The sequence below is a fragment of the Pelomonas sp. KK5 genome (assembly GCF_001984095.1).
GTDB lineage: Bacteria > Pseudomonadota > Gammaproteobacteria > Burkholderiales > Burkholderiaceae_C > KK5.
This window is the reverse complement of record NZ_LYVQ01000117.1, coordinates 1-20,537: the sequence shown is the minus strand read 5'-3', so window position 1 is coordinate 20,537 and position 20,537 is coordinate 1. Positions and strand designations below refer to the sequence as shown.

The following is a 20,537-nucleotide window of genomic DNA, read 5'->3' as shown; positions in this document are numbered from 1 at the left end:
CAGAGCCTTGCATTGTAGCCTGAAAATTTATGGGATTACAAGCGGACCTCCAAACTGGCGCGGACGGTGCGCGGCGCCAGCGGGTAGAGGTAGACATGGCTGTACTGGTACGGCGACTCGCGCCAGGCGCGGCGGTCGGCCAGGTTGTCGATGCCGGCGCGCCAGGTCCACTGCTGCGAACCCACGCGCTGCTCGTAGCGCAGGCCGGCGTCCAGGCGCGTCCAGCCCGGGATGCTGACGCTGTTGTCGGGCAGCACGGCGCGTGGGCCTTCGTAGACGAGGCCGCCCTGCAGTTGCAGGCCGCTCATGACGTCCTGGCGCGCATGCAGCTTCACCTGGGTCTGCGGCACGTTGACCGGGGTCAGGCCATTCAGGCTCGCATCGAGCGTGCTGCCTTCGTTACGAGCGCGCAGGCGCATGGCGCTGGCCAGCAGGCCGCCACCGCTCCACTTCAGGTCGGCCGTGGCCTCGATGCCGCGATGGTGGGCGCGGCCGTCGGCCACCGTCAGGCAGGAGCCATCGTCGCCGCTGCCGTCGCAGCGGTCGCGCCAGGCGGGCTGGCGGATGTCGAACCAGGCGAGCGACCAGTCCAGCGCGCGGGTGCCGGCCTTCAGTCCCGCCTCGAACTGGCGGCTCTTCATCGCCGGCAGGGCCTGGCCGGGGTTGGCATAGACGGGGCGGTTGGGCACGACGTCGGACTCGATGCCCTCGCCCCAGCTCGCATAGGCCATCAGCTCGGGCGAGACGGCGTAGCTGAGGCCCAGCCACGGCGTGGTGAAGGACTGGCTGTAGCGCGTTGCTTCCGATCCGTCGGTGACGGCGCTGCGGCGCTGCAGCCGCGTGTGGCGCAGGCCCAGCCAGGCCTGCCAGCCGGCGCCGAGCTGCACGGCGTCGCGCAGATAGAACTCGGTGCCGTGCTCGTCGCGGTTGGTGTTGCCGTCGAAGGTGCTCGGGTCGGCCGGCAGCTGCACGCTGCCGTCGACGTTGCCGGTGCCCATGTAGTTGTAGGCCTCGCCGCCGAAGCGGCTCCTGAAGCGGCTGAACAGCACCCCCGTCGACAGTTCCTGGCGCAGGCCGAATGCGCTGAACTTGCCCGTCAGCGACAGGTCCAGCGCGCTGCTGTCGCGGCGTTCGCCTTCGCTGCGGAAGTCGTAGAGGTCGAAGTCGCCGTTGGGGCAGTAGCGGTCGGCGTAGTAGGTGCCGTCGGCGGCCGAGCAGCCGTAGGGGAAGGCCAGGTGGTCATCGGTGCGCAGCCGCTGCACGCCCACATGGGCCTGGGCGCGCCAGTCCTCGTTCAGCTGCTGCGTGATGCGGAGCGAGGCGGTGCGGCCGTCGAATACGGTGGGCAGGGTCCAGCTCTGGTTGTTGAGGTTCAGGCGCGGGTTGACGCTGCGCGGATCGGGCACCGTGTCACCCAGCATGCTGAAGGCCGCCTGGTCCGGCTGGCTCTGGTGGCTCAGCTCGAACTCGGCCTCGACCAGGGTGCCAGGTCTTGCCTTCCATTCGACAGCGGCTGCCAGCAGCTGGCGATTGCCCTGGGCATCGCGCAGCTGCGGGTCCAGGCGCGCGGCGCTGGCATTGACGCGCAGCGCGAGCTCGTCGGACACGCGGTGGTTCCAGTCGAGCGAGGCTTCGACGGTGCCGCGCTGGCTGTACGCGAGCCCGAGCACGGTGCTGTCGACCGCCTGCGGCCGCTTGACGACCAGGTTCACCAGCCCGCCCGGCGCACTGGTGCCGGCCTGGATGCCGCTGGTGCCCTTGAGGATCTCCAGCGCCGACTTGTTGCCCAGGGGCAGGGCCGTCTCGGCATTGATCGGCAGGCCGTCGCGGCGGTAGTTGAAGCGGTTGTCCAGCGTGAAGCCGCGCACGCTGAGGTAGCTGATATAGCCCTCGGCGTTGTAGGAGTCGCCGACGCTGGCGTCCACGCTGGCAAGGCCGGCGATCGAGTCGATGCCCAGGTCCTTGAGCCGCTCGGCGGACAGCGACTCGGCCTGCATCGGCAGCTTGGCCAGCGGCGTGGTGCCGAAGCCGCCGATGAGGACCGGCGCGTTGTCGACGGCCTTGCCGCTGATGGTGACGGCCGGCAGCGCCTGTTGTTGCTGGGCCAGCACGAGGGGGCTGCAGAGCAGGGCAGCCGCGGCGGCGATGAGGGTGAGGGAACGGGTGGATGCCATCGTGATGCAGATGCGATGGCAGGTCGGCAAGGCGAGGCCGGGACGTCAGCGGGAAAGAGACTGGTGCGACGGCGGCATTGTTCGCATGCTTCCCTGCGCGAGGATTACCTCAATCAGGTTCAAAGGGACTCTCTCAGTCGCCCGCCACTGCAGCCGGCAACACCCCTAGCGAATGCGCGTCCAGCACAAGACCGGACACGCAGCCTGCATTCTAGCGAGGCTGTATCCCCGGACGGCTTGATGCCGATCAATCAAGCCGCCACGGCACTCGCTTACTGGCCGCGGCTGGCGCCTGCCTGGGCGCTGCCATCGGCCTTCAGGCCGCCTTCGCGACTGGCGCTGGCCGTGCCGGTGGCGCCCAGCTGGACGGCGGGCTTGGCCTGGCCGCCGCTGGCGTTGGCCGCGCCGGCAGCCGTGCCGGCCAGACCCGAGCCGGAGGCCGAGCCCGAGCCCGACCCGCTGGCACCCGCGGTGCCGGTCGATGCGCCGTCCACCTTGTCCTTCAGCTGGCTCGTCTTGTCGACCAGGCCGCTCTTGGCCTCGCCTAGCTTGCCCTGGGTGTTGTCCTTCAGTGCGCCGGCGGAATCGGTCGCCCGGCCCGCGAGCTGGCGCGCCGGATCGAGGTTCGGACGGCTGATCGCGCCATTCATCGTGCCGTTGACGTTGCCGGTGAAACCGCCGCCGAGGCCGCCCCCGATGCCACCGCCCAGGCCGCCGCCCAACAGGCCCGCATGGGCCGGCAAGGCGACAGCGGCCACGGCGGTCAGGGCGAGGGTCGTGCGGGCAATGGCGCGGCGAGTGTTGATGACGATGCTGTTCATGATGAGCTTCTCCTGCTGTTCATGGCGTCGGCCGATTCCGGCGCCTGCATCATCAAGAACGAGCGTCGGCCCGCGCTTCTTCCCGGTCAGTTGAAACGAAGCGTTAGCGGCGCGGCAGCCGCAGCGCCTCGCCGACGAGGCCCCAGCCGTAGATGTCGTCGCGCCCGGGCGGGCCGAGATCGATCGCGGCGGCGCGCAGGTGCTCCAGCTCGGGATCGCGCGCCAGCAGCGCCGCCACCAGCGGCGCGGCGAAGGAGGTGCCCCGCAGCTCGACGGTGCCGCCCGCCACGTCGGCCCCCCACAGCGCGCTGCCCGGCGCGGCAAACAGCACATGCGGCCCCCGGCCCGCCTCGGCCAGCACGCGCCGGCGCGGGTCCACGCCGGTCACCGCGACCACGCCCGGCCAGGCGGCGGGATAGAGCGGCGGGGCGGCGGGCCCGTCGTTGCCGACGGCGGCCACCAGCAGCAGGCCGCGGCGCTGCGCGGCGGCAACGGCCCGCTGAAGCAACTCGTTAGGTGGCCCGACCAGGCTGATGTTCACGACCCCGGCCTGCTGCCGGGCGAGCCAGGCCAGGCCCTCGGCCACGCGCAGCGCCGAGCCGCCGTCGGCCGCATCGCAATAGGCATCGAAGGCCAGCAGCCGGGCGCCGGGCAGGGCGCCACGCGAACCGACCAGCAGCGAGGCGACGGCCGTGCCGTGCGCGGCCGGGTGGGCGGCCGGGCAGCCGGCCGTCTCGATGCGGGCGGCCTGCAGCGTGGCATGGTCGGCGGCGATGCCGCTGTCGATCAGGCCGATGCGCCGCTGCGGCTCCGGGCTGCCGCCGCTGCTGCCGGGCTCCTGGGCCGTGGCTGCGGGGCGGATGGCGCCGCTGGCGAAATAGAGATGCTGGAAGTCGTAGCGGCCGTCGGGGTCCAGCGCGCGCAGGCGCAGCAGCAGGTCGGCGTCGGCGCGCAGCAGCAGGACCTGCAGGTCCAGTCCGTCGAGCGTACGGGTCTCGATCAGGCTGACGCCCGGCAGCGCCAGCGCGCGGGCGCGGGCCTCGTCGCTGGAAGGCAGGGCCAGCAACTGGCCGCGCACGATCACCTGGCCGGTCGGATCGCGGGTGAGCTCCTTCGGGTGGCGCTCCAGCAGCTCGTCGCCCAGCTCGCGCAGCGGTGCGGCGACCAGGGTGTCGACGCGCTGGCGCAGCGGGTCGGTGATCGGACGCAGGCGATCCGCCAGCGGCTGGGTGATCTGCGGCAGCAGGCGCAATTGCGCCTGCGAAGGTGCGGGCGCCAGCAAGGTGCCGAGCAGCAGGCCGAGGGTGATGATGATTCGGGTGTCCATGCAGGAATAACGTCGGCCGCATGGAAGAAAATCCGCCGCGCCAACGTTCTTCCAAGTATCGATGACCGTGAATGAGGAACTCCGACGGGAATTGGCCGCCTTGCTGCCGCGGCTGCGCCGCTTCGCGCGGACGCTGGCCTGGCAGCGCGAGGACGCCGACGATCTGGTGCAACTGGCGCTGGAGCGCGCGCTGACCAAGGCGCAGGACCAGTGGCAGCCCGGCACGCGGCTGGACGCCTGGGTGTTCCGGATCATGAAGAACGCCTGGATCGACGAGCTACGCGCGCGCGGCCGCCAGGGTGAGGTGATGGTGGCCAGCGCCGATGCGGACGAGTTGGGTGAACGGGTCGGCGAATCGGAGAGCGGCGCGCTGATCACGCGGCTCAGCGTTCACAAGGCGATGCAGCGCCTGCCCGAGGAGCAGCGGCTGGCGGTGAGCCTGGTGCTGGTGGAAGGGCTGTCCTACAAGGAGGCGGCCGAGAGCCTGGAGATCCCGGTCGGCACGCTGACCAGCCGGCTGGCGCGGGGCCGCGAGGCGCTGCAGGCGATGCTGATCGATGCAGAGGTGTGATGGCGATGGACAAGATGGATGACGACGACGAAACGCAGCGCATGGAAGTAAGCCGTTATGCCGACGGCGAGATGGAGGCGGCCGAGCGGCAGGCCTTCGAGGCGCGGCTGGCGGCCGAGCCGGCGCTGCAGCGGCGGCTGGCACGCGAGCGGCAGCTGCGCGCGATGCTGGGCGCCAGCTATGGCGCCATTGCCGAGGAGCCGGCGCCGCAGCGGCTGCTCGACGCTCTGAAGGCGCCGGGCGCGACCGTCATCCCCCTTGCCGCGGCGCGCCGCCCGCGCTGGACCTGGCAGCACTGGGGCGGCATGGCAGCCAGCATCGCGCTGGGGCTGGTGATAGGCCGGCAGATGCTGCCGCCGTCGTCATCGGGCGATGCGCTGAGCGCGCGGGGCGAGCTGGCGCTCGCGCTGGATGGCCAGCTTTCGGGCCAGCGTCTGGGCGCCGTCACGCCGGGCCTGAGCTTCGTGGCCCGCGGCGGCAGCTACTGCCGCACCTTCACCAGCGCAGACACCGCCGGGCTGGCCTGCCGCGATGGCGGCGGCTGGCGCCTGCGCCAGTTGATGCCGGCCGCGGGCGGTGCCAGCGGCGAATACCGCACCGCGGCCAGTTCCTTGCCCGCAGCCCTGCTGGAGGCGGTGGACCAACTGCGCGAGGGCGAAGTGCTGGATGCGCAGGCCGAAGCCGAAGCCCGCCGGCGACGCTGGGAGAATGCCTCGGCAGGCTCGCGATAGTGTCTAGACTCCGCTCCGTCAAAACGATGTTCAGGGAGAACACAGCTTGTCGGAAAACCCATTCGCCCCGCCCGCCGCCGCTGTCCAGGACATGCAGCCGCCGCCGGCCAGCCTCGCGCCCACGCCCTGGTTCGCGATCTCGACCACCAAGCTGCTGGTCATGACCCTGTGCACGCTGTCGCTGTACGAGATCTACTGGTTCTACCGGCAGTGGGCAGCCGTCAAGCTGCGCGAGCAGAGCGACGTGCTCCCGGCGGCGCGGGCGATCTTTCCGGTCTTCTTCTGCTACAGCCTGTTCGCCAAGGTGCGCGGGCGCGGCGCCGCGGGCCTGGCCGCGGGCCCGCTGGCCACCGGCTGGATCATCACCGCCCTGCTGTGGCGGGCGCCGGGTGCGATCGGCATGATCCCGCTGGCCGGCGTGCTGTTCCTGCTGCCGGTGCAGTCGGCGATGAACAACCAGAACGAAGTCTCGGTGCCGGGCCACGAGCCCAACGCGCGCTTCACGCTGTGGAACTGGCTGGCCATCGTGCCGGGCGGGCTGCTGCTGGTGCTGGCGCTGATCGGCGTGGCCGTCGAGAAATGAGCTGGTGAATGAGGAAGGCCGCCCACCCGGGCGGCCTTTTCACCAGGGGCAGGTCTTGCCTCAGTCGAAAACCGGCGAGTCCACGCCCAGCACCTTGTGCAGCTTCGGGCTGGTGGTCGTGTACTGCAGGTGCACGCGCTTGTCCGGGAAGATGTAGGGCGCGGCGCCGAAGGCGGCCAGCGCGCACTCGTGGAAGCCCGACAGGATCAGCTTCTTCTTGCCCGGATAGGTGTTCACGTCGCCCACGGCGAAGATGCCAGGCACATTGGTCTGGAACTTCTCGGTGTCCACGACGATCTGCTTGCGCTCCAGTGCCAGGCCCCATTCGGCGATCGGGCCGAGCTTGGGGCTCAGGCCGAAGAAGGCCAGCACCTCGTCGCAGGGCACGACGCGGGTCACGCCGTCGGCGCCCGCCACCTTCACGCCGGTCAGCACGCCGTCGCTCTCGACGATGTCGCTGATCTGGCCGACCAGGAACTGCATCTCGTGCTGCTCGCACAGCTCATGCATCTTGGCCACGCTCGCGGGAGCGGCACGGAAGCCGTCGCGGCGGTGCAGCAGGATCACGCTCTCGGCCTTGTGCGGGTTGCCGTCCTCGTTGCCGCCGCAGAAGTTCAGCGCCCAGTCCAGCGCCGAGTCGCCGCCGCCGACCACCAGAAGGTTCTTGCCGGCGAACTGCGAGGGGTTCTTCACGCGGTAGTGGATCTGCGCGCCCTCGTACTTGTCCACGCCGTCCACCTTCAGCGTGCGCGGCTGGAAGGAGCCCACGCCGCCGGCGATGAAGATGGTCTTGGTCAGGAAGGTCGTGCCCTTGCTGGTGGCGACGAAGAAGCGGCCGTCGTCCTGCTTCTCGACCGTCGTCACTTCCTGGCCCAGGTGGAAGGTCGCGCCGAAGGGTTCGATCTGCTTGAGCAGGTTGTCGGTCAGTTCCTTGCCGGTGCACATCGGCACGGCGGGGATGTCGTAGATCGGCTTGTCCGGATACAGCTCGATGCACTGGCCGCCCGGGTAGGCGAGCGAGTCGATGATGTGGGCCTTGATCTCGAGCAGGCCGAGTTCGAAGACCTGGAACAGGCCCACCGGGCCCGCGCCGACGATCACGGCATCGGTTTCGATCGGGCCCGCGTGTTCACCGGCTGTTTTCAGGACTTCTGCGTTCACTTGAGGTTCCATAGGGTTTGAGCCCGGGGTCTAAGCCGGGAGTCAATGGGGGTAATGAGTTAGGTCAGCGGACCAGCTCGGGCAGCTTGCCCGTCTTGTCCTTCCATTCGTCGGCATCCGGCAGGTGCGGCTTGCGCTTGGTGATGCTGGGCCACTTCTTGGACAGGTCGGCGTTCAGCTTGATCATGTGCTGCATGTCGCCGGGCACATCCTCCTCCGGCATGATCGCGTTGACCGGGCACTCGGGGATGCAGACCGCGCAGTCGATGCACTCGTCGGGATCGATGGCCAGGAAGTTCGCACCTTCGCGGAAGCAGTCGACGGGGCAGACATCGACGCAGTCGGTGTACTTGCAGCGGATGCACGATTCGATAACGACGTGGGTCATGGCGGGAAGAGCTTGTTGTGGGTGGGGCGCCGGACGTCGGCAAAAACGCGGATTTTAGTCGCTCAGGGCTTCTACCAGGGGATGCTCGGCGGCCGACCGGGTGGTGTCAGCGGGAATTCTTGCCAGCGGGGCAGCGCCGGCGCCGACTGTGACGACGGTCGGGCGGCCCTTGTGCAGCATCGAGGCGGCGGGCAGCGTGGCGACGGTGTGGTCGCTGGCCAGCGCATCGGCGCAGCCGGCGCGGGAGACGGCCAGCACCGGCGTGTCGGCCGGCCAGCCGGCGTCCAGCAGCTTGCGCGACAGGGCAGCGAGCTGCTGGCCGGCCATGTAGAAGACCTCGGTGTCGGCTGAGCGGTGGGCGACCAGCTCGCCGTCCTTGGTCATCGCGGTGGTCAGGCTGACGCTGCGGCCGGCGCCGCGGCGGGTCAGCGGGCGTTGCGTGTGGGCGGCTGCGGCGATGGCCGCGGTCACGCCGGGCACGACCTCCGACTCGATGCCGGCCTCGGCCAGCGCGATCAGTTCCTCTTCGAGGCGGCCGAAGACGCTGGCGTCGCCGCCCTTGAGCCGCACGACGAGGCCGTGCTGCTGCGCCTGCTTCACCAGCGCCGCGTTGATCGCGGTCTGCTTGGTCGAATGGCAGAAGCCGCGCTTGCCGACGTCGATCCACTGCGCCCGTGGCGCATGCTCGCGCAGGGCTGGATCGGTCAGCGCGTCGAACAGCACCACGTCGGCCTGCGCCAGCGCGCGGGCGCCGCGGACGGTGATCAGGTCGGCCACTCCAGGACCGGCGCTGACGAAGATGACCTTGCCCATAACCTCGATCCTCAGCGCACCAGCAGCGCACCCGAGGTGCGGTTGCTGGTCGGGTCGACGACGATCAGGCTGCCGCCGACGCGGTTGCTCGCATAGGGCTCCACCGGCAGCGCGGCCTGCACCTCGATGCGCACATGGCCGATCTCGTTGACGTTGAGCTGCTCGGCGTCCTTCGGCAACAGCGTGTGGATGTCGAGACGGTGCTCGATCGCGGTGATGCGCGCCTGCACCCAGCGGTTGCCGTGGCGCACCCAGTACTTGCGGCCGACCTGGGCCGGCTCGGTGTCCAGCCAGGCCAGGGTCGCCTCGAAGGCTTGCACCGGCGAGGCCGAGCCGGGCGTGACGATCCAGTCGCCGCGGCTGACGTCGAGCTGGCGGTCCAGCACCAGGCCGGCCGATTCGCCGGCCACGCTGTGGGCGACCGTCTCGCCGGCGCGGCGGACTTCGGTGACGATCGCCTTCTGCCCGCTCGGCAGGACCTGGATCTCGTCGCCGGCCTGCACCTGGCCGTGGGCGATGCGGCCCCACAGCGTGCGCATGTTGTGGCCGGTGCCCTCGCCGTCCTTGGCCACGTACTGCACCGGGATCAGCAGCTGGCCCTCGACGCGCTCCTGCACGCCCGGCAGGCTTTCCAGCACCTGCAGCAGCGAGGGGCCGTCGTACCAGTCGGCATCGAGCGGCTGGGTCACGTTGTCGCCGCGCAGCGCCGAGACCGGCACGATCGCGGTGACGGTGATGCCCGCCTGCTCGGCGAACTTCCCCAGCGCCTTGCTGACCGCCGCGAAGGCCGGGCCGGGCTGCTCGACCGCATCCAGCTTGTTCACCGCGAACACGATGCTCGGCACGCGCAGCAGGTGGGCCAGCAGGCTGTGGCGGCGGGTCTGCGGCAGCAGCGTGACCTCGGGCTCGTGCGTGTCCAGCTTGGTGATGTCCACCAGCACGACGGCGGCGTCCGAGCCGGCGGCGGCGGTCACCATATTGCGGGTGTACTGCTCGTGGCCCGGTGCGTCCGCAATGATGAACTTGCGCTTCTTGGTGGCGAAGTAGCGGTAGGCCACGTCGATCGTGATGCCCTGCTCGCGCTCGGCTTCGAGGCCGTCGGTCAGCAGGCTCAGGTCGATCGGGGCGCCGGCGGCGCGCTTCTCCAGCGTGTCCAGCTGGTCGGCCAGGATCGCGCGGCTGTCGAACAGCAGGCGGCCGATCAGCGTGCTCTTGCCGTCATCGACGCTGCCCGCGGTGAGGAAGCGCAGCGCGCGGTGGTGGGTGTCGACTTCGGAGTCGTGGACGATCGTGTTCAAGACAGCACTCATGATCAGAAATAGCCTTCCTTCTTGCGGCGCTCCATCGAGGCCTCGGAGGTGCGGTCGTCCATGCGGGTGGCGCCGCGCTCGCTGACGGTGACGGTCAGCGTCTCCTCGACGATGTCCGCCGCGTCGGCGGCATCGCTCGCCACCGGGCAGGTGCAGGTCATGTCGCCGACGGTGCGGAAGCGCACGGTCTCGGTCACGATCTGCTCGCCCGCTTCCGGCGGGGTCACGTCCGTCACCGGCACCAGCAGGCCCTTGCGGTGGATCACCTCGCGCTGGTGCGCGAAGTACAGGCTCGGCAGCGGGATGTTCTCGCGGGCGATGTACAGCCACACGTCCAGCTCGGTCCAGTTGCTGATCGGGAAGGCGCGGAAGTGTTCGCCCGGGCGGATGCGGGTGTTGAACAGGTTCCACAGCTCGGGCCGTTGTTCCTTGGGCTGCCATTGCCCGAAGCTATCCCGGTGGCTGAAGATGCGCTCCTTCGCGCGGGCCTTTTCCTCGTCGCGGCGGGCACCGCCGATCAGTACGTCGAAGCGGTTCTCCTCGATCGCTTCCAGCAGCGTGACGGTCTGGTGGCCGTTGCGCGACTCCAGCGGATGCGCGAGGCGCACGGTGCCGCGGGCGATCGAGTCGTCCATGTGCGCGACGACCAGGCGTTCGCCCATCTCGGCCACGCGGCGGTCGCGGAACTCGATCACCTCGGGGAAGTTGTGGCCGGTGTCCACGTGGACCAACGGGAAGGGCAGCTTGCCGCTGAATTCATTGCCGGCGATGCGCTTCTTGAAGGCCTTCTCCGCGAGGCGCAGGACGACGCAGGAATCCTTGCCGCTGGAGAACAGCAGGCCGGGCCGCTCGAAGGAGGCTGCGACCTCGCGCAGGATGAAGATGGCCTCTTCTTCGAGGTGGTCGAGATGGCGATGGTCCACGGTGGGCAGCAGTTGTTCGATGTTCAGCGGCGCGTTCATGCCGGCTCCTTGGTGGCGTGCAGGCCACATTCCTTTGCAGTCTCGTCTTCCCACCACCAGCGGCCGGCGCGGAAGTCTTCGCCGACGGCGATGGCGCGCGTGCACGGCGCGCAACCGATGCTGGGCATGAACTGGTCGTGCAGGGCGTTGAACGGCACGTCGTTCGCGGCGATGTAGTGCCAGACGTCGGCCCAGCTCCATTCGGCCAGCACATTCAACTTGGCGCGGCCCTTGCCGTCGTCCTCGCTGAACGGCACCTCGGCGCGGTTGCTGCTCTGCTCGCGGCGCAGGCCGGTGATCCAGGCCGTGCGGCCTTCCAGCATGCGGGCGAGCGGCTCCAGCTTGCGCACCGCGCAGCAGGCCTTGCGCAGCGCCAGGCTCTCGTACATTGGCTTCTCGCCATTGGCCTTCACGAAGGTGATGACGGCTTCCTGCACCGGCGTGAACACCTCGACCTTCAGGCCGTAGCGCTGCTCGATTGCGGGCACCAGGGCCAGCGTCTCGTCGTGCAGCATGCCGGTGTCCAGCGTGGCGATGGCGACCGGGAGCGCGTGGCGGGCGATCAGGTCGGTGATCACCATGTCCTCGGCGCCAAGGCTGGTCGACTGGATGAGGCCGGCGCCGTACTGGCTAACGGCTTCCTTCAGCAGACCGATCGTGCGCGCCAGCCGCTCGTCGAAGCCGGCCGTCTTGCGGGCGTACAGCTCGATCGCCGAGGCCTTGGGCGCCGGGCCGCCGATGAAGGAGACTTCACCGCCGCTCACGATGCGCTCACTGCGAAATGCGGCCGCGTGGCCGTCACGTCGCCCTGGTAGTACTGCGGGAAGAAGCTCAACTGGCGCTCGGCCGCCTCGCGGCTCTCGCCGGCGCGCAGCTGCACCGCGTCGAAGCCGGTGCGGGCCAGCAGCGGCACCATGTCCACCAGCACCTCGCCGGCGGCGCGCACTTCGCCGTGGAAGCGCAGACGCGAGCGCAGCAGGCGGGCCTGGCTGTAGGCGCGGCCGTCCACCCACTTGGGGAACTTCAGCACGATCAGCGACAGGCGCGGCAGGTCATTGGCGAGCTGCTCGATGTCGAAGTCGTTGTCCACTTCGACGCCGGTGGGCAGGCCGGCGGGCCAGTGATCGCGCACGGCGTGCCACTGCTCGATCGTCAGCAGGCGATAGGGCGCGGGATCCGGGTCGGGCTTGGGGCCGTCCTCGCCGATCACGCGGTGCCATTGGTCGTGGTGGGTGTCGATGAACTTCATGGTCTGGCTCGATCAGGCGGTGGCGGTGGCGGGCTGGCCGGTCAGGGTGCGCACGGCATTGGCCGGCGCCTTGAAGGGCTCCACGCCGAGGCGGCGCACGGTGTCGATGAAGCGCTCGCCGGCGCTGCGCTCGGCGCGGTAGGTGGCGACGATGGACTCGATCACGTCAGGCACCTCGTCGGCGGCGAACGACGGGCCGATCACCTTGCCGACGCTGGCCGCGCCGGAGATGGTCGAGCCGTCCGAGCCGCCCAGCGTCACCTGGTACCACTCGCTGCCGTCCTTGTCGACGCCGAGGATGCCGATGTGGCCGCTGTGGTGGTGGCCGCAGGAGTTGATGCAGCCGCTGATGTGCAGGTCGATGTCGCCGATGTCGTAGAGCTCGTCGAGATCCTCGAAGCGCTCGGTGATGGCCGCGGCCACCGGAATCGAGCGGGCATTGGCCAGCGCGCAGAAGTCGCCGCCGGGGCAGGCGATCATGTCGGTCAGCAGGCCGATGTTCGGGCTGGCCACGCCGAGGGCGCGGGCCGCCTCGAAGACGGCGGGCAGGTCGCTCTCGCGCACCCAGGGCAGCACCAGGTTCTGGTCATGGCTGACGCGCAGTTCCGACTGGCTGTAGCGCTCGGCCAGCGCGGCGGCGGCGTCCATCTGGTCGGCCGTCGCATCGCCGGGCGCCTGGGCCGGGCGCTTGAAGGACAGCGTGACGGCGCGATAGCCGCTCAGCTGGTGGCCGTGGACGTTGCGTTCCAGCCAGCGCTTGTAGGCGCCCGCCTGCACGCCTTCGAAGACGTCAAGACCTGGCACCGCCTTCACGCCGGCGGGCGTCGTGAAGCTGGCCGACACGCGGTCCAGCTCGGCCTGCGGAATGATGTGGGCCGCGCCCTCGACGTCGTGCTCGAGGATGTTGCGGAACTCCTCGGCGACCTGGTCGAAGAACTTGTGGCCCTCGGCCTTCACCAGGATCTTGATGCGGGCCTTGTACATATTGTCGCGACGGCCGTAGCGGTTGTAGACGCGCACGATCGCCTCGATGAACACGAGGATCTGGTTCCAGGGCAGGAACTCGGCGGCCACCTGGCCCAGGATCGGCGTGCGGCCCATGCCGCCGCCCACCAGCACCTTGAAGCCGACCTCGCCGGCCGCGTTTTTCACCAACTGCAGGCCGATGTCGTGCCAGGCGATGGCCGCGCGGTCCTCGGCAGCGCCGGAGATCGCGATCTTGAACTTGCGCGGCAGGAAGGCGAACTCGGGGTGCAGCGTGCTCCACTGGCGCAGCACTTCCGCATACGGGCGCGGGTCCACCAGCTCGTCGGGCGCGATGCCGGCGAAGGCGTCGCTGGTGATGTTGCGAATGCAGTTGCCGCTGGTCTGGATGCCGTGCATGTCCACGTCGGCCAGCAGGTCCATCACGTCGGCCGAACGCTTCAGCGGGATCCAGTTGTACTGGACGTTCTGGCGCGTGGTGAAGTGGCCGAAGCCGCCCTGGCCGGCGAAGGCACCGTCAGCGACGACGTCGAACTCGCGGGCGATGTGGGCCAGCTGGCGCAGCTGCTTGGCCGACAGCACGCCGTAGGGCACGGCCACGCGCAGCATCGGCGCATGGCGCTGGATGTACCAGCCGTTCTGCAGGCGCAGCGGGCGGAACTCGTCGTCGCTGAGCGTGCCGTCGAGGTTGCGGGTCAGCTGGTCGCGGTATTGCGCGGCGCGGCTGCGGACGAAATGGCGGTCGAAGTCGGTGTAGGCGTACATAACTTGTTAGTTCTGCAGATTCAATTCACAGGCTCAGGCGAGCACCTTCCAGCCGGCGGTCACCAGCGAGATGCAGAGCAAGGCACGGATCACGCCGTCGGGCAGGCGGCGGGTCAGCTGCGCGCCGACCCAGATGCCGGGCAGCGAGCCCATCAGCAGCGGCAGCAGCAGGCCCCAGCTGACATGCCCCAGGCTGGCGTGGCCGATGCCGGCCACCAGGGTGAGCGGCACCGCGTGGGCGATGTCGCTGCCGACGATGTAGCGGGCTTCCAGGCGCGGATAGATCAGGAGGATCAGCGTGGCGCCGATCGCGCCGGCGCCGATCGAGGACAGCGACACCAGCACGCCCAGGATCAGCCCGGCGATGACGGTCAGCACCGGCTGGCGGGCCGGCGTGATCCAGCGCTCGAGCTTGATGCCGACGGCCATCCAGGACTGCTTGAAGGCGACGACCACGGCCGTCAGCAGCAGCGCGATGCCCAGCGAGAAGGTGAGGGCGTGGGCCCAGGACTTGGTGATGCCGGTCTGGTGCATCACCGCCACGGTGACGATCGAGGCCGGGATCGAACCTGCCAGCAGCAGGCTCGTGATGCGCCACTTCACATGGCCGTGGCGCGCGTGCGCCACCGAGCCGGAGACCTTGGTGATGGCCGCGAACCACAGGTCCGTGCCGATGGCGATGGCGGGGTTCAGCTTGAACACCGACAGCAGCAGCGGCGTCATCAGCGAACCGCCGCCGACGCCGGTGATGCCGATGATGGCGCCGACGCCGAATCCGCTGATGACAGCCGTCCAGTCCAAATCCAAGCTCCCTGAGAGATCCATGAAAGACAGCCAAGCAGGCTGTCGGGAGGATCACTCTAGGGAATGCTTATATGTTTTGGAACGATTTTTTCCGCGGCTATATATATCTGAGAAGCATATAAGAACATGCGGCCGGCGGCTAAAGGGCCAGTTGGGCCAGTGCCTCGACCTGTTCGGCGATCCGGGGCGGCGGGCTGTCCAGCAAGGTCCGGATCAGGTCTGCGTTAGCGCTCGCTTCGCAGCAATCGTTGAGGGGCCAATCGATGTCGGTGGTGTCGCTCGGATGCAACTCGACCGGCTCCCCGCCGAAGAAGCCGATCAGATGGGCGCGGCGGCGCAGGTGCGCATAGGCCTCGCCCTCGCTGGCGCGCATCAGCAGGGCACGACCGCCGCCGCGGGTGAGCGGCGGCAGGGCCTGGCCCATGCTGTCGAGGTATTCGGGATGGGTGACGGCCACGACGCGCACGCTGCGGCCGGGCGCGGCATCCAGCAGCTTGGCCACGCTATGGCCGCTGTTGCGCACGCCCAGGCGGGGGCGCAGCGCCATCAGCCGGTCGAGGCCGGGGTTGAGCAGGTGCAGCGGCAGGCTGGCCAGGCGGCGCTCGACGAGTTGGGCCGAGGCCTCGGCCACCGAGCCCGCGGCGGGCAGGCCCATCGCGTCCAGCAGCGCGAACGGGCTCTCCCGACTGTCGAAGTCATGCCGGCCGAAGATCAGCACCGGCACGCCGCGCCGCGCCAGCAGCAGCGCCACCAGCGGCATCAGGTTGGCCTGCTTGCGTGCGCCGTTGAAGGTCGGCAGCAGCACGCAGCGGGGGCCGCCGGCGGGTACGTCCACCTGCGCCGTCCGTGCCTGCATCGCGCGCACGAAGCCGTCCAGCTCCGCCGGGCTCTCGCCCTTGATGCGCATGCTCAGCAGGATGGCGCCGAGCTCCATGTCCGGCACGGCGCCGTCCAGCATCTGGCCGAACAGGCGCTCGGCCGTGGCCGCGTCCATGTCGCGGGCGCCGCGGGTGCCGCGGCCGATCTCCTTGATCAGCGGTGCGAATTCGTTCATGGCTGCAGTTTAGGAGTGTCGACGTAACGACAAGTTTCAGCGTCATGACGGCAGACCGTGCAGTATTGCCACACGGGGACGACGAAGGTGGTGCACACGGGCCGCCGACGGTTATCGTTGCCCGCCGCCATGAAAACGCCGACCTATCAGCCGCGCTCGATCTACGTCACCCTGTCGGTGATCATGATCGGCATGGTGCTGCTGCTCTATGCGGCACTGGCCGGCTACCAGCTGCAGGCCGGCAAGCGCCGCATGCTGACCCAGGCGGCGGACACCTTCGAGCGGGTGGGCCGCGAGGCGGTGGCGGCGATCGAGGGCGAACTGCGCCCGGCCCGCATCACCGCCGAGCTGCTGGCCCGCACGCCGCTGCTGGCCGACGGAGAGCCGTCCGCCCGCCTGGCCGAGCTGCCGCTGATGGCCGGCGCCCTGCATGCCAACCCCTCGCTGGAAGCGGTGTTCGGCGGTACGGCCCAGGGCTCCTTCCTGCTGTTGCGCCGGCTCGACAGCGAAGCCCAGCGGCAGGTCTTCAAGGCACCCGCCGGCACGGCCTACCTGCTGCAGTCGGTGGATCGCAGCGGCGCTGCCGGGTCGCTGGGGCGCTACCGCTTCTATGCCGCCGACCTGGCCCTGCTGGAGACGCGCGAGCAGCCCGACTACGACTTCGATCCCCGCATCCGCCCCTGGTTCGAGCTGGCCGTCGAGCGCGGCGGCGGCGCGGTGCAGACGGCGCCCTACCTGTTCTTCACCACCGGCCAGGTCGGCCTCACCCTGGCGGCCGCGTCGGCACAGGGGCGGGCCGCGGCCGGCGTGGACGTGAGCCTGCGCGCGCTGTCGGAGATGCTGGCGAAGCAGCGCATCACGCCCTCGGCCGAGCTGATGATCGTGGACGCGCGCGGCGCGGTGCTGGCTTATGCGGGCCTGAGCCCGAAGCCCGCGGCGAGCACGTCCTCCAAGGGCGAGCGCCGGCTGCCGATGGCCGACGAGATCGGCTCGCCGGTGCTGCAGCAGGTCTGGTCGGCCGCACGCGACCCGCAGGCGGCGCTGCCGCCCTTGCTCGAGGTCGAGGATCGCGAATGGGTCGTGCGGGTGGAGCCGCTGGTCGATGCAGCGGCGCCCGGTGCCGGGCCGCAACTGCGCCTGGCCATTGCCGCGCCGCGCGACGAGCTGCAGGCCGATGCGCTGCGCAACCGCCGCGCCAGCGTGTTCATCACCGCGGGCATCGTGCTGCTGATGCTGCCCATCGTGCATTGGGCCGCCAACCTGGTGTCCAAGCCGCTGAAGCAGCTGAGCCGGGAGGCGCGCACGATCCGCCGCTTCGACTTCAGCGGGCCGGACCCGGGGCGCAGCATGATCTGGGAGGTGGATCAACTGGCCATGTCCATGGCCGGCATGAAGCACACGCTGCAGCAGTTCCTGGAGATCTCCAGCGCGCTGTCGGCCGAGCGCCATTTCCCGACGCTGCTGGACCGCATCCTGCAGGAGACCATCGCCGTCAGCCAGGCCAATGCCGGCGCGCTGCACCTGCTCAGCGCCGATGGCCGGCTGCTGGAGCCGGTAGCCACGCGGCTGCGCGACAGCAAGGGTGACAGCAGCGTGCTGCAGACGCTGCGCGTGGACGAGGCGGACAGCGTCTCCGTCTCGGTGCTGGCGCTGCAGCGCGACGGCACGGTGGAGTCGGAGATCGAGTGGTCCGACCCGCGCCACCTGGCCGCCTACGGCAGCCTGTTCAGCCGCCTGCAGACCTCGCGCCTGCGCCTGCTGGCGCTGCCGCTGAAGAACCGCCGCAACGAGGTGATCGGCACGCTGTCGCTGAGCTTCGAGGCGGCCGAGCGGGGCAGCGTGCGCCAGGGCCTGGCGCCGGCGCGGGTGGCCTTCGTCGAGGCGCTGTCGGGCACCGCGGCGGTGGCGATCGACAACCAGCAGCTGCTGCGCGCGCAGAAGGACCTGCTGGAGAGCTTCATCCGCCTGGTCGCCGGCGCCATCGACGCCAAGAGCCCCTACACCGGCGCCCACTGCCAGCGCGTGCCCGAGCTGACCAAGATGCTGGCCGAGGCCGCCTGCGCGGCCACCGAGGGGCCCTATGCCGATTTCCAGCTTGGCGAGGACGAGTGGGAGGCGCTGCACATCGCCTCGTGGCTGCACGACTGCGGCAAGGTGACGACGCCGGAGTTCGTCGTCGACAAGGCCACCAAGCTGCAGACCATCCACGACCGCATCCACGAGGTGCGCATGCGCTTCGAGGTGCTCAAGCGCGATTCGCTGCTGCAGCGCTACGAACAGGAGCTGGGCGCCGAGGAGGTGGAGCGGCTCAGGCAAGACCTGGCCCCGCTGCATGCGCAGCTCGACGAGGAGTTCGCCTTCGTGGCCGGTTGCAACGAGGGCGGCGAATACCTGTCGCCGGAGAAGATCGGCCGCCTGCGCGAGATCGGTGGCCGCAGCTGGACCCGCACGCTGGACGACCGGCTGGGCGTCTCGCACGACGAGCGCCGCCGCAAGGACGCGGCGGGCCCGCCGGCGGCCCTGCCGGCCCAGGAACGCCTGCTGGCCGACAAGCCGGAGCAGGTCTTCGAGCGGCCGCCCAGCGAGCTGCTGCCCGAAGGCTTCAGCGTGCAGCAGCCCGAGCACCTGTACAACCGCGGGGAGCTCTACAACCTCTCGATCAGCCGCGGCACGCTGACGACCGAGGAGCGCTACAAGATCAACGACCACATCGTGCAGACGATCCGCATGCTGGAGGAACTGCCCTTCCCGCGGCACCTGAAGCGCGTGCCCGAGATCGCCGGCGGCCACCACGAGAAGATGGACGGCAGCGGCTATCCCAAGGGCCTGACCCGCGACACGATGAGCGCCGAGGCGCGCATGATGGCCATCGCCGACGTGTTCGAGGCGCTGACCGCCGACGACCGGCCCTACAAGAAGGGCAAGACGCTATCGGAGGCGATGCAGATCATGGGCCGCATGCGCGACGGCGACCACATCGACCCGGAGCTGTTCGAGCTGTTCCTGCGCTCGGGCGTGTGGCTGCGCTATGCGCGGCGTTTCATGCGGCAGGAGCAGATCGATGACGTCGACATAACTGACTACCTGGACGGCGCAGCCATTCCCGCTCAGGCAGCGACCGGCTGAGGCGTCCGCAGCGCCGAGAACAGGTTCTTCGGGTCGCGCAGGTCGGGGATCAGCGCCAGCGGCGTGCCCAGGCCGTGCTCCGCCGCCAGCTCGCGCAGCAGGCGCAGCGTCGAGAAGTCCTCCAGCGCGAAGCCCACCGAGTCGAACACCGTGATCTCGTCGGCCGCCTTGCGGCCGGGCGCCTCTGCGCGCAGCACGCGCCACAGCTCGGTCACGGCGAAATCCGCCGGCATCTGCTGGATGTCGCCCTCGATGCGGCTCTGCGGCTCGTACTCGACGAAGACGGAAGCCGCTTCCAGCACGTCGCGATGCAGCTCGGTCTTGCCGGGGCAGTCGCCGCCGACGGCATTCAGGTGCATGCCGGGCGCCAGCATGTCCGGCGTGATGATGGTGGCCAGCGCCTTGTCGGCGGTGGCGGTGGTGACGATGTCCGCCCCGTGCACCGCCTCGGCCGTGCTGGCGAAGCTGCGCAGCCGCAGGCCCGAGCGGCCGCCGAGGTTGCGGATCAGCTTGGCGGTGGCGGCCGGGTCCGTGTCGAACAGGCGCAGTTCCTCGATGCCCAGCAGGTGATGGAAGGCCAGGGCCTGGAATTCCGCCTGCGCGCCGTTGCCGATCAGCGCCATCGAGCGGCTGCCCGGCCGGGCCAGGCGGCGCGCGGCCATGACCGAAACGGCGGCGGTGCGCAGCGCGGTGGCCAGCGTCATCTCGCTGAGCAGCAGCGGCATGCCGGTGGCCACCTCTGCCAGCACCCCGAAGGCCATGACGGTGGGGAGCTGGCGCAGGTGGTTCAGCGGGTGGCCGTTGACGTACTTGAAGCTGTAGAGCGTGGCATCGGCGATCGGCATCAGCTCGATCACGCCGCCGGAAGAATGGGCGGCGCTGCGCGCGCTCTTGTCGAATTCGGGCCAGCGGCGGAAGTCGCCCTCCATCTGCCCGACCAGCGCCTCGAAGAGGGCGGGCAGGCCCAGGCGGGCGGCGAGATGGGCGATGTCCTCGGTGCGCAGGAAGGTGGTGCTGTCCATGATCGGGCAATGCGTAGTTGGCTTGGGAATGATTCTTCCGGGCGGCTGCGCCAATCAGAAGCGCAAGAAATGGCAAGAAATTGATTGGAACTTGCCATATCGGCAGGGCAAACTGTCGAAATGGACGATCTCGATCAACAACTGCTGGCCCTGCTGCGGCTGGACGCTCGGGCCAGCGTGGCCACCCTGGCGGGCAAGCTCGATGTCTCGCGCGGCACCGTCAGCAACCGCATCACGCGGCTGGAGGACCAGGGCGTCATCAACGGCTACACCGTGCGTCTGCGGCCGGACGCGGTGCCGGACGAGATCGTCGCGTGGATGAGCATCACCGTCGAAGGCAACCGCACGCGCGAGGTGGTCAGCCACCTGCTGGGCGAACCCGGCGTGAACGGCCTGTTCGACACCAACGGCCGCTGGGACCTGCTCGCCGAACTGCGCGCGCCCAACCTCGGCGCGCTGTCGCAGGTGCTGGACCGGGTGCGGCTGATCAAGGGCATCGGCACGACCGAGACCAGCATCCACCTGCAGAGCTACAAGCTGGGCTCCTAGAATTCCGCGATGAGCTTGAACGTTACCGCCCGCCGGCCGCGCCTGCTGCTGCGCTCGCTGGGCCTGGCAGCCCTGACCCTGGCGCTCGCCGCCTGTTCCAACCTGCCGCTGATCGGCGAGCCCGCCCCGCCGCCAGTCACGCC

At 69.7% G+C, this 20,537-nt stretch carries 19 protein-coding genes and 1 riboswitch; of the genes, 5 read left to right on the top strand and 14 right to left on the bottom strand.

Translation table 11 applies throughout. From position 1 onward, the window contains the following. Window positions 1–35: 35 nt before the first annotated feature. From B0W88_RS18410 to B0W88_RS18400, 3 genes are all read right to left on the bottom strand, one after another. Window positions 36–2,174 (bottom strand): TonB-dependent siderophore receptor, encoded by a 2,139-nt coding sequence (locus B0W88_RS18410; RefSeq protein WP_077036100.1) that lies wholly within the window; start codon window positions 2,172–2,174, stop codon window positions 36–38. Between the two features lie 73 nt (window positions 2,175–2,247). Then, a riboswitch (TPP riboswitch) is annotated at window positions 2,248–2,351 on the bottom strand. A 95-nt stretch (window positions 2,352–2,446) separates the two neighbouring features. Beyond that, a complete protein-coding gene (locus tag B0W88_RS18405; RefSeq protein WP_077036095.1) occupies window positions 2,447–2,995 on the bottom strand; it encodes a hypothetical protein in 549 nt (182 codons plus the stop codon). Window positions 2,996–3,098: 103 nt separating this feature from the next. After that, the gene (locus B0W88_RS18400) at window positions 3,099–4,322 is read right to left on the bottom strand and encodes a S8 family serine peptidase (protein ID WP_083748873.1); all 1,224 of its coding nucleotides are present in this window, start codon (window positions 4,320–4,322) and stop codon (window positions 3,099–3,101) included. 61 nt (window positions 4,323–4,383) lie between these two features. Here B0W88_RS18400 and B0W88_RS18395 point away from each other — a divergent pair, with 61 nt between their 5' ends. From B0W88_RS18395 to B0W88_RS18385, 3 genes are read left to right on the top strand one after another with little or no spacing between them, the layout of a single operon-like run. Continuing rightward, window positions 4,384–4,893: an RNA polymerase sigma factor gene (locus B0W88_RS18395; RefSeq protein ID WP_077036094.1), complete on the top strand. Its 510-nt coding sequence runs from the start codon at window positions 4,384–4,386 to the stop codon at window positions 4,891–4,893. 5 nt (window positions 4,894–4,898) lie between these two features. Then, on the top strand, window positions 4,899–5,624 hold the full coding sequence (locus B0W88_RS18390; protein WP_144006836.1) for an anti-sigma factor: 726 nt from the start codon (window positions 4,899–4,901) through the stop codon (window positions 5,622–5,624). A 46-nt stretch (window positions 5,625–5,670) separates the two neighbouring features. Continuing rightward, a complete protein-coding gene (locus tag B0W88_RS18385) occupies window positions 5,671–6,207 on the top strand; it encodes a hypothetical protein (RefSeq protein ID WP_144006835.1) in 537 nt (178 codons plus the stop codon). A 60-nt stretch (window positions 6,208–6,267) separates the two neighbouring features. On the opposite strand, the gene B0W88_RS18380 is transcribed toward B0W88_RS18385, so the two are convergent. The 10 genes from B0W88_RS18380 to ybiB form a co-directional block, all read right to left on the bottom strand. Then, entirely contained in the window at window positions 6,268–7,380 is a 1,113-nt protein-coding gene (locus B0W88_RS18380; protein ID WP_077036092.1) for an NAD(P)/FAD-dependent oxidoreductase, read from the bottom strand. 52 nt (window positions 7,381–7,432) lie between these two features. Beyond that, window positions 7,433–7,756: a ferredoxin FdxA gene (fdxA, locus tag B0W88_RS18375; protein WP_077036091.1), complete on the bottom strand. Its 324-nt coding sequence runs from the start codon at window positions 7,754–7,756 to the stop codon at window positions 7,433–7,435. A 54-nt stretch (window positions 7,757–7,810) separates the two neighbouring features. Beyond that, window positions 7,811–8,569: a uroporphyrinogen-III C-methyltransferase gene (gene cobA / locus B0W88_RS18370; protein ID WP_077036090.1), complete on the bottom strand. Its 759-nt coding sequence runs from the start codon at window positions 8,567–8,569 to the stop codon at window positions 7,811–7,813. Window positions 8,570–8,580: 11 nt separating this feature from the next. After that, a complete protein-coding gene (locus tag B0W88_RS18365; protein WP_077036089.1) occupies window positions 8,581–9,879 on the bottom strand; it encodes a sulfate adenylyltransferase subunit 1 in 1,299 nt (432 codons plus the stop codon). A gap of 2 nt (window positions 9,880–9,881) precedes the next feature. Next, entirely contained in the window at window positions 9,882–10,841 is a 960-nt protein-coding gene (cysD, locus tag B0W88_RS18360; RefSeq protein ID WP_077036088.1) for a sulfate adenylyltransferase subunit CysD, read from the bottom strand. Next, the gene (locus B0W88_RS18355; RefSeq protein ID WP_077036087.1) at window positions 10,838–11,605 is read right to left on the bottom strand and encodes a phosphoadenylyl-sulfate reductase; all 768 of its coding nucleotides are present in this window, start codon (window positions 11,603–11,605) and stop codon (window positions 10,838–10,840) included. The genes cysD and B0W88_RS18355 overlap by 4 nt, the downstream gene beginning before the upstream one ends. Then, window positions 11,602–12,090: a DUF934 domain-containing protein gene (locus B0W88_RS18350; protein ID WP_083748871.1), complete on the bottom strand. Its 489-nt coding sequence runs from the start codon at window positions 12,088–12,090 to the stop codon at window positions 11,602–11,604. The genes B0W88_RS18355 and B0W88_RS18350 overlap by 4 nt, the downstream gene beginning before the upstream one ends. A gap of 12 nt (window positions 12,091–12,102) precedes the next feature. After that, window positions 12,103–13,839: a nitrite/sulfite reductase gene (locus tag B0W88_RS18345; protein WP_077036086.1), complete on the bottom strand. Its 1,737-nt coding sequence runs from the start codon at window positions 13,837–13,839 to the stop codon at window positions 12,103–12,105. A gap of 33 nt (window positions 13,840–13,872) precedes the next feature. Continuing rightward, window positions 13,873–14,640, bottom strand: coding sequence for a sulfite exporter TauE/SafE family protein (locus B0W88_RS18340; RefSeq protein ID WP_077036085.1), 768 nt, complete (start codon window positions 14,638–14,640; stop codon window positions 13,873–13,875). 142 nt (window positions 14,641–14,782) lie between these two features. Next, a complete protein-coding gene (gene ybiB, locus B0W88_RS18335; protein ID WP_077036084.1) occupies window positions 14,783–15,697 on the bottom strand; it encodes a DNA-binding protein YbiB in 915 nt (304 codons plus the stop codon). A gap of 129 nt (window positions 15,698–15,826) precedes the next feature. On the opposite strand from ybiB, the gene B0W88_RS18330 reads away from it, so the two are divergent. Continuing rightward, a complete protein-coding gene (locus tag B0W88_RS18330; RefSeq protein WP_077036096.1) occupies window positions 15,827–18,823 on the top strand; it encodes an HD domain-containing phosphohydrolase in 2,997 nt (998 codons plus the stop codon). Here B0W88_RS18330 and B0W88_RS18325 read toward each other — a convergent pair. Beyond that, window positions 18,805–19,845: an ornithine cyclodeaminase gene (locus B0W88_RS18325; protein ID WP_077036083.1), complete on the bottom strand. Its 1,041-nt coding sequence runs from the start codon at window positions 19,843–19,845 to the stop codon at window positions 18,805–18,807. The genes B0W88_RS18330 and B0W88_RS18325 overlap by 19 nt on opposite strands. A gap of 120 nt (window positions 19,846–19,965) precedes the next feature. On the opposite strand from B0W88_RS18325, the gene B0W88_RS18320 reads away from it, so the two are divergent. Beyond that, entirely contained in the window at window positions 19,966–20,394 is a 429-nt protein-coding gene (locus B0W88_RS18320; protein ID WP_077036082.1) for an Lrp/AsnC family transcriptional regulator, read from the top strand. The last annotated feature ends 143 nt before the right edge of the window (window positions 20,395–20,537 follow it).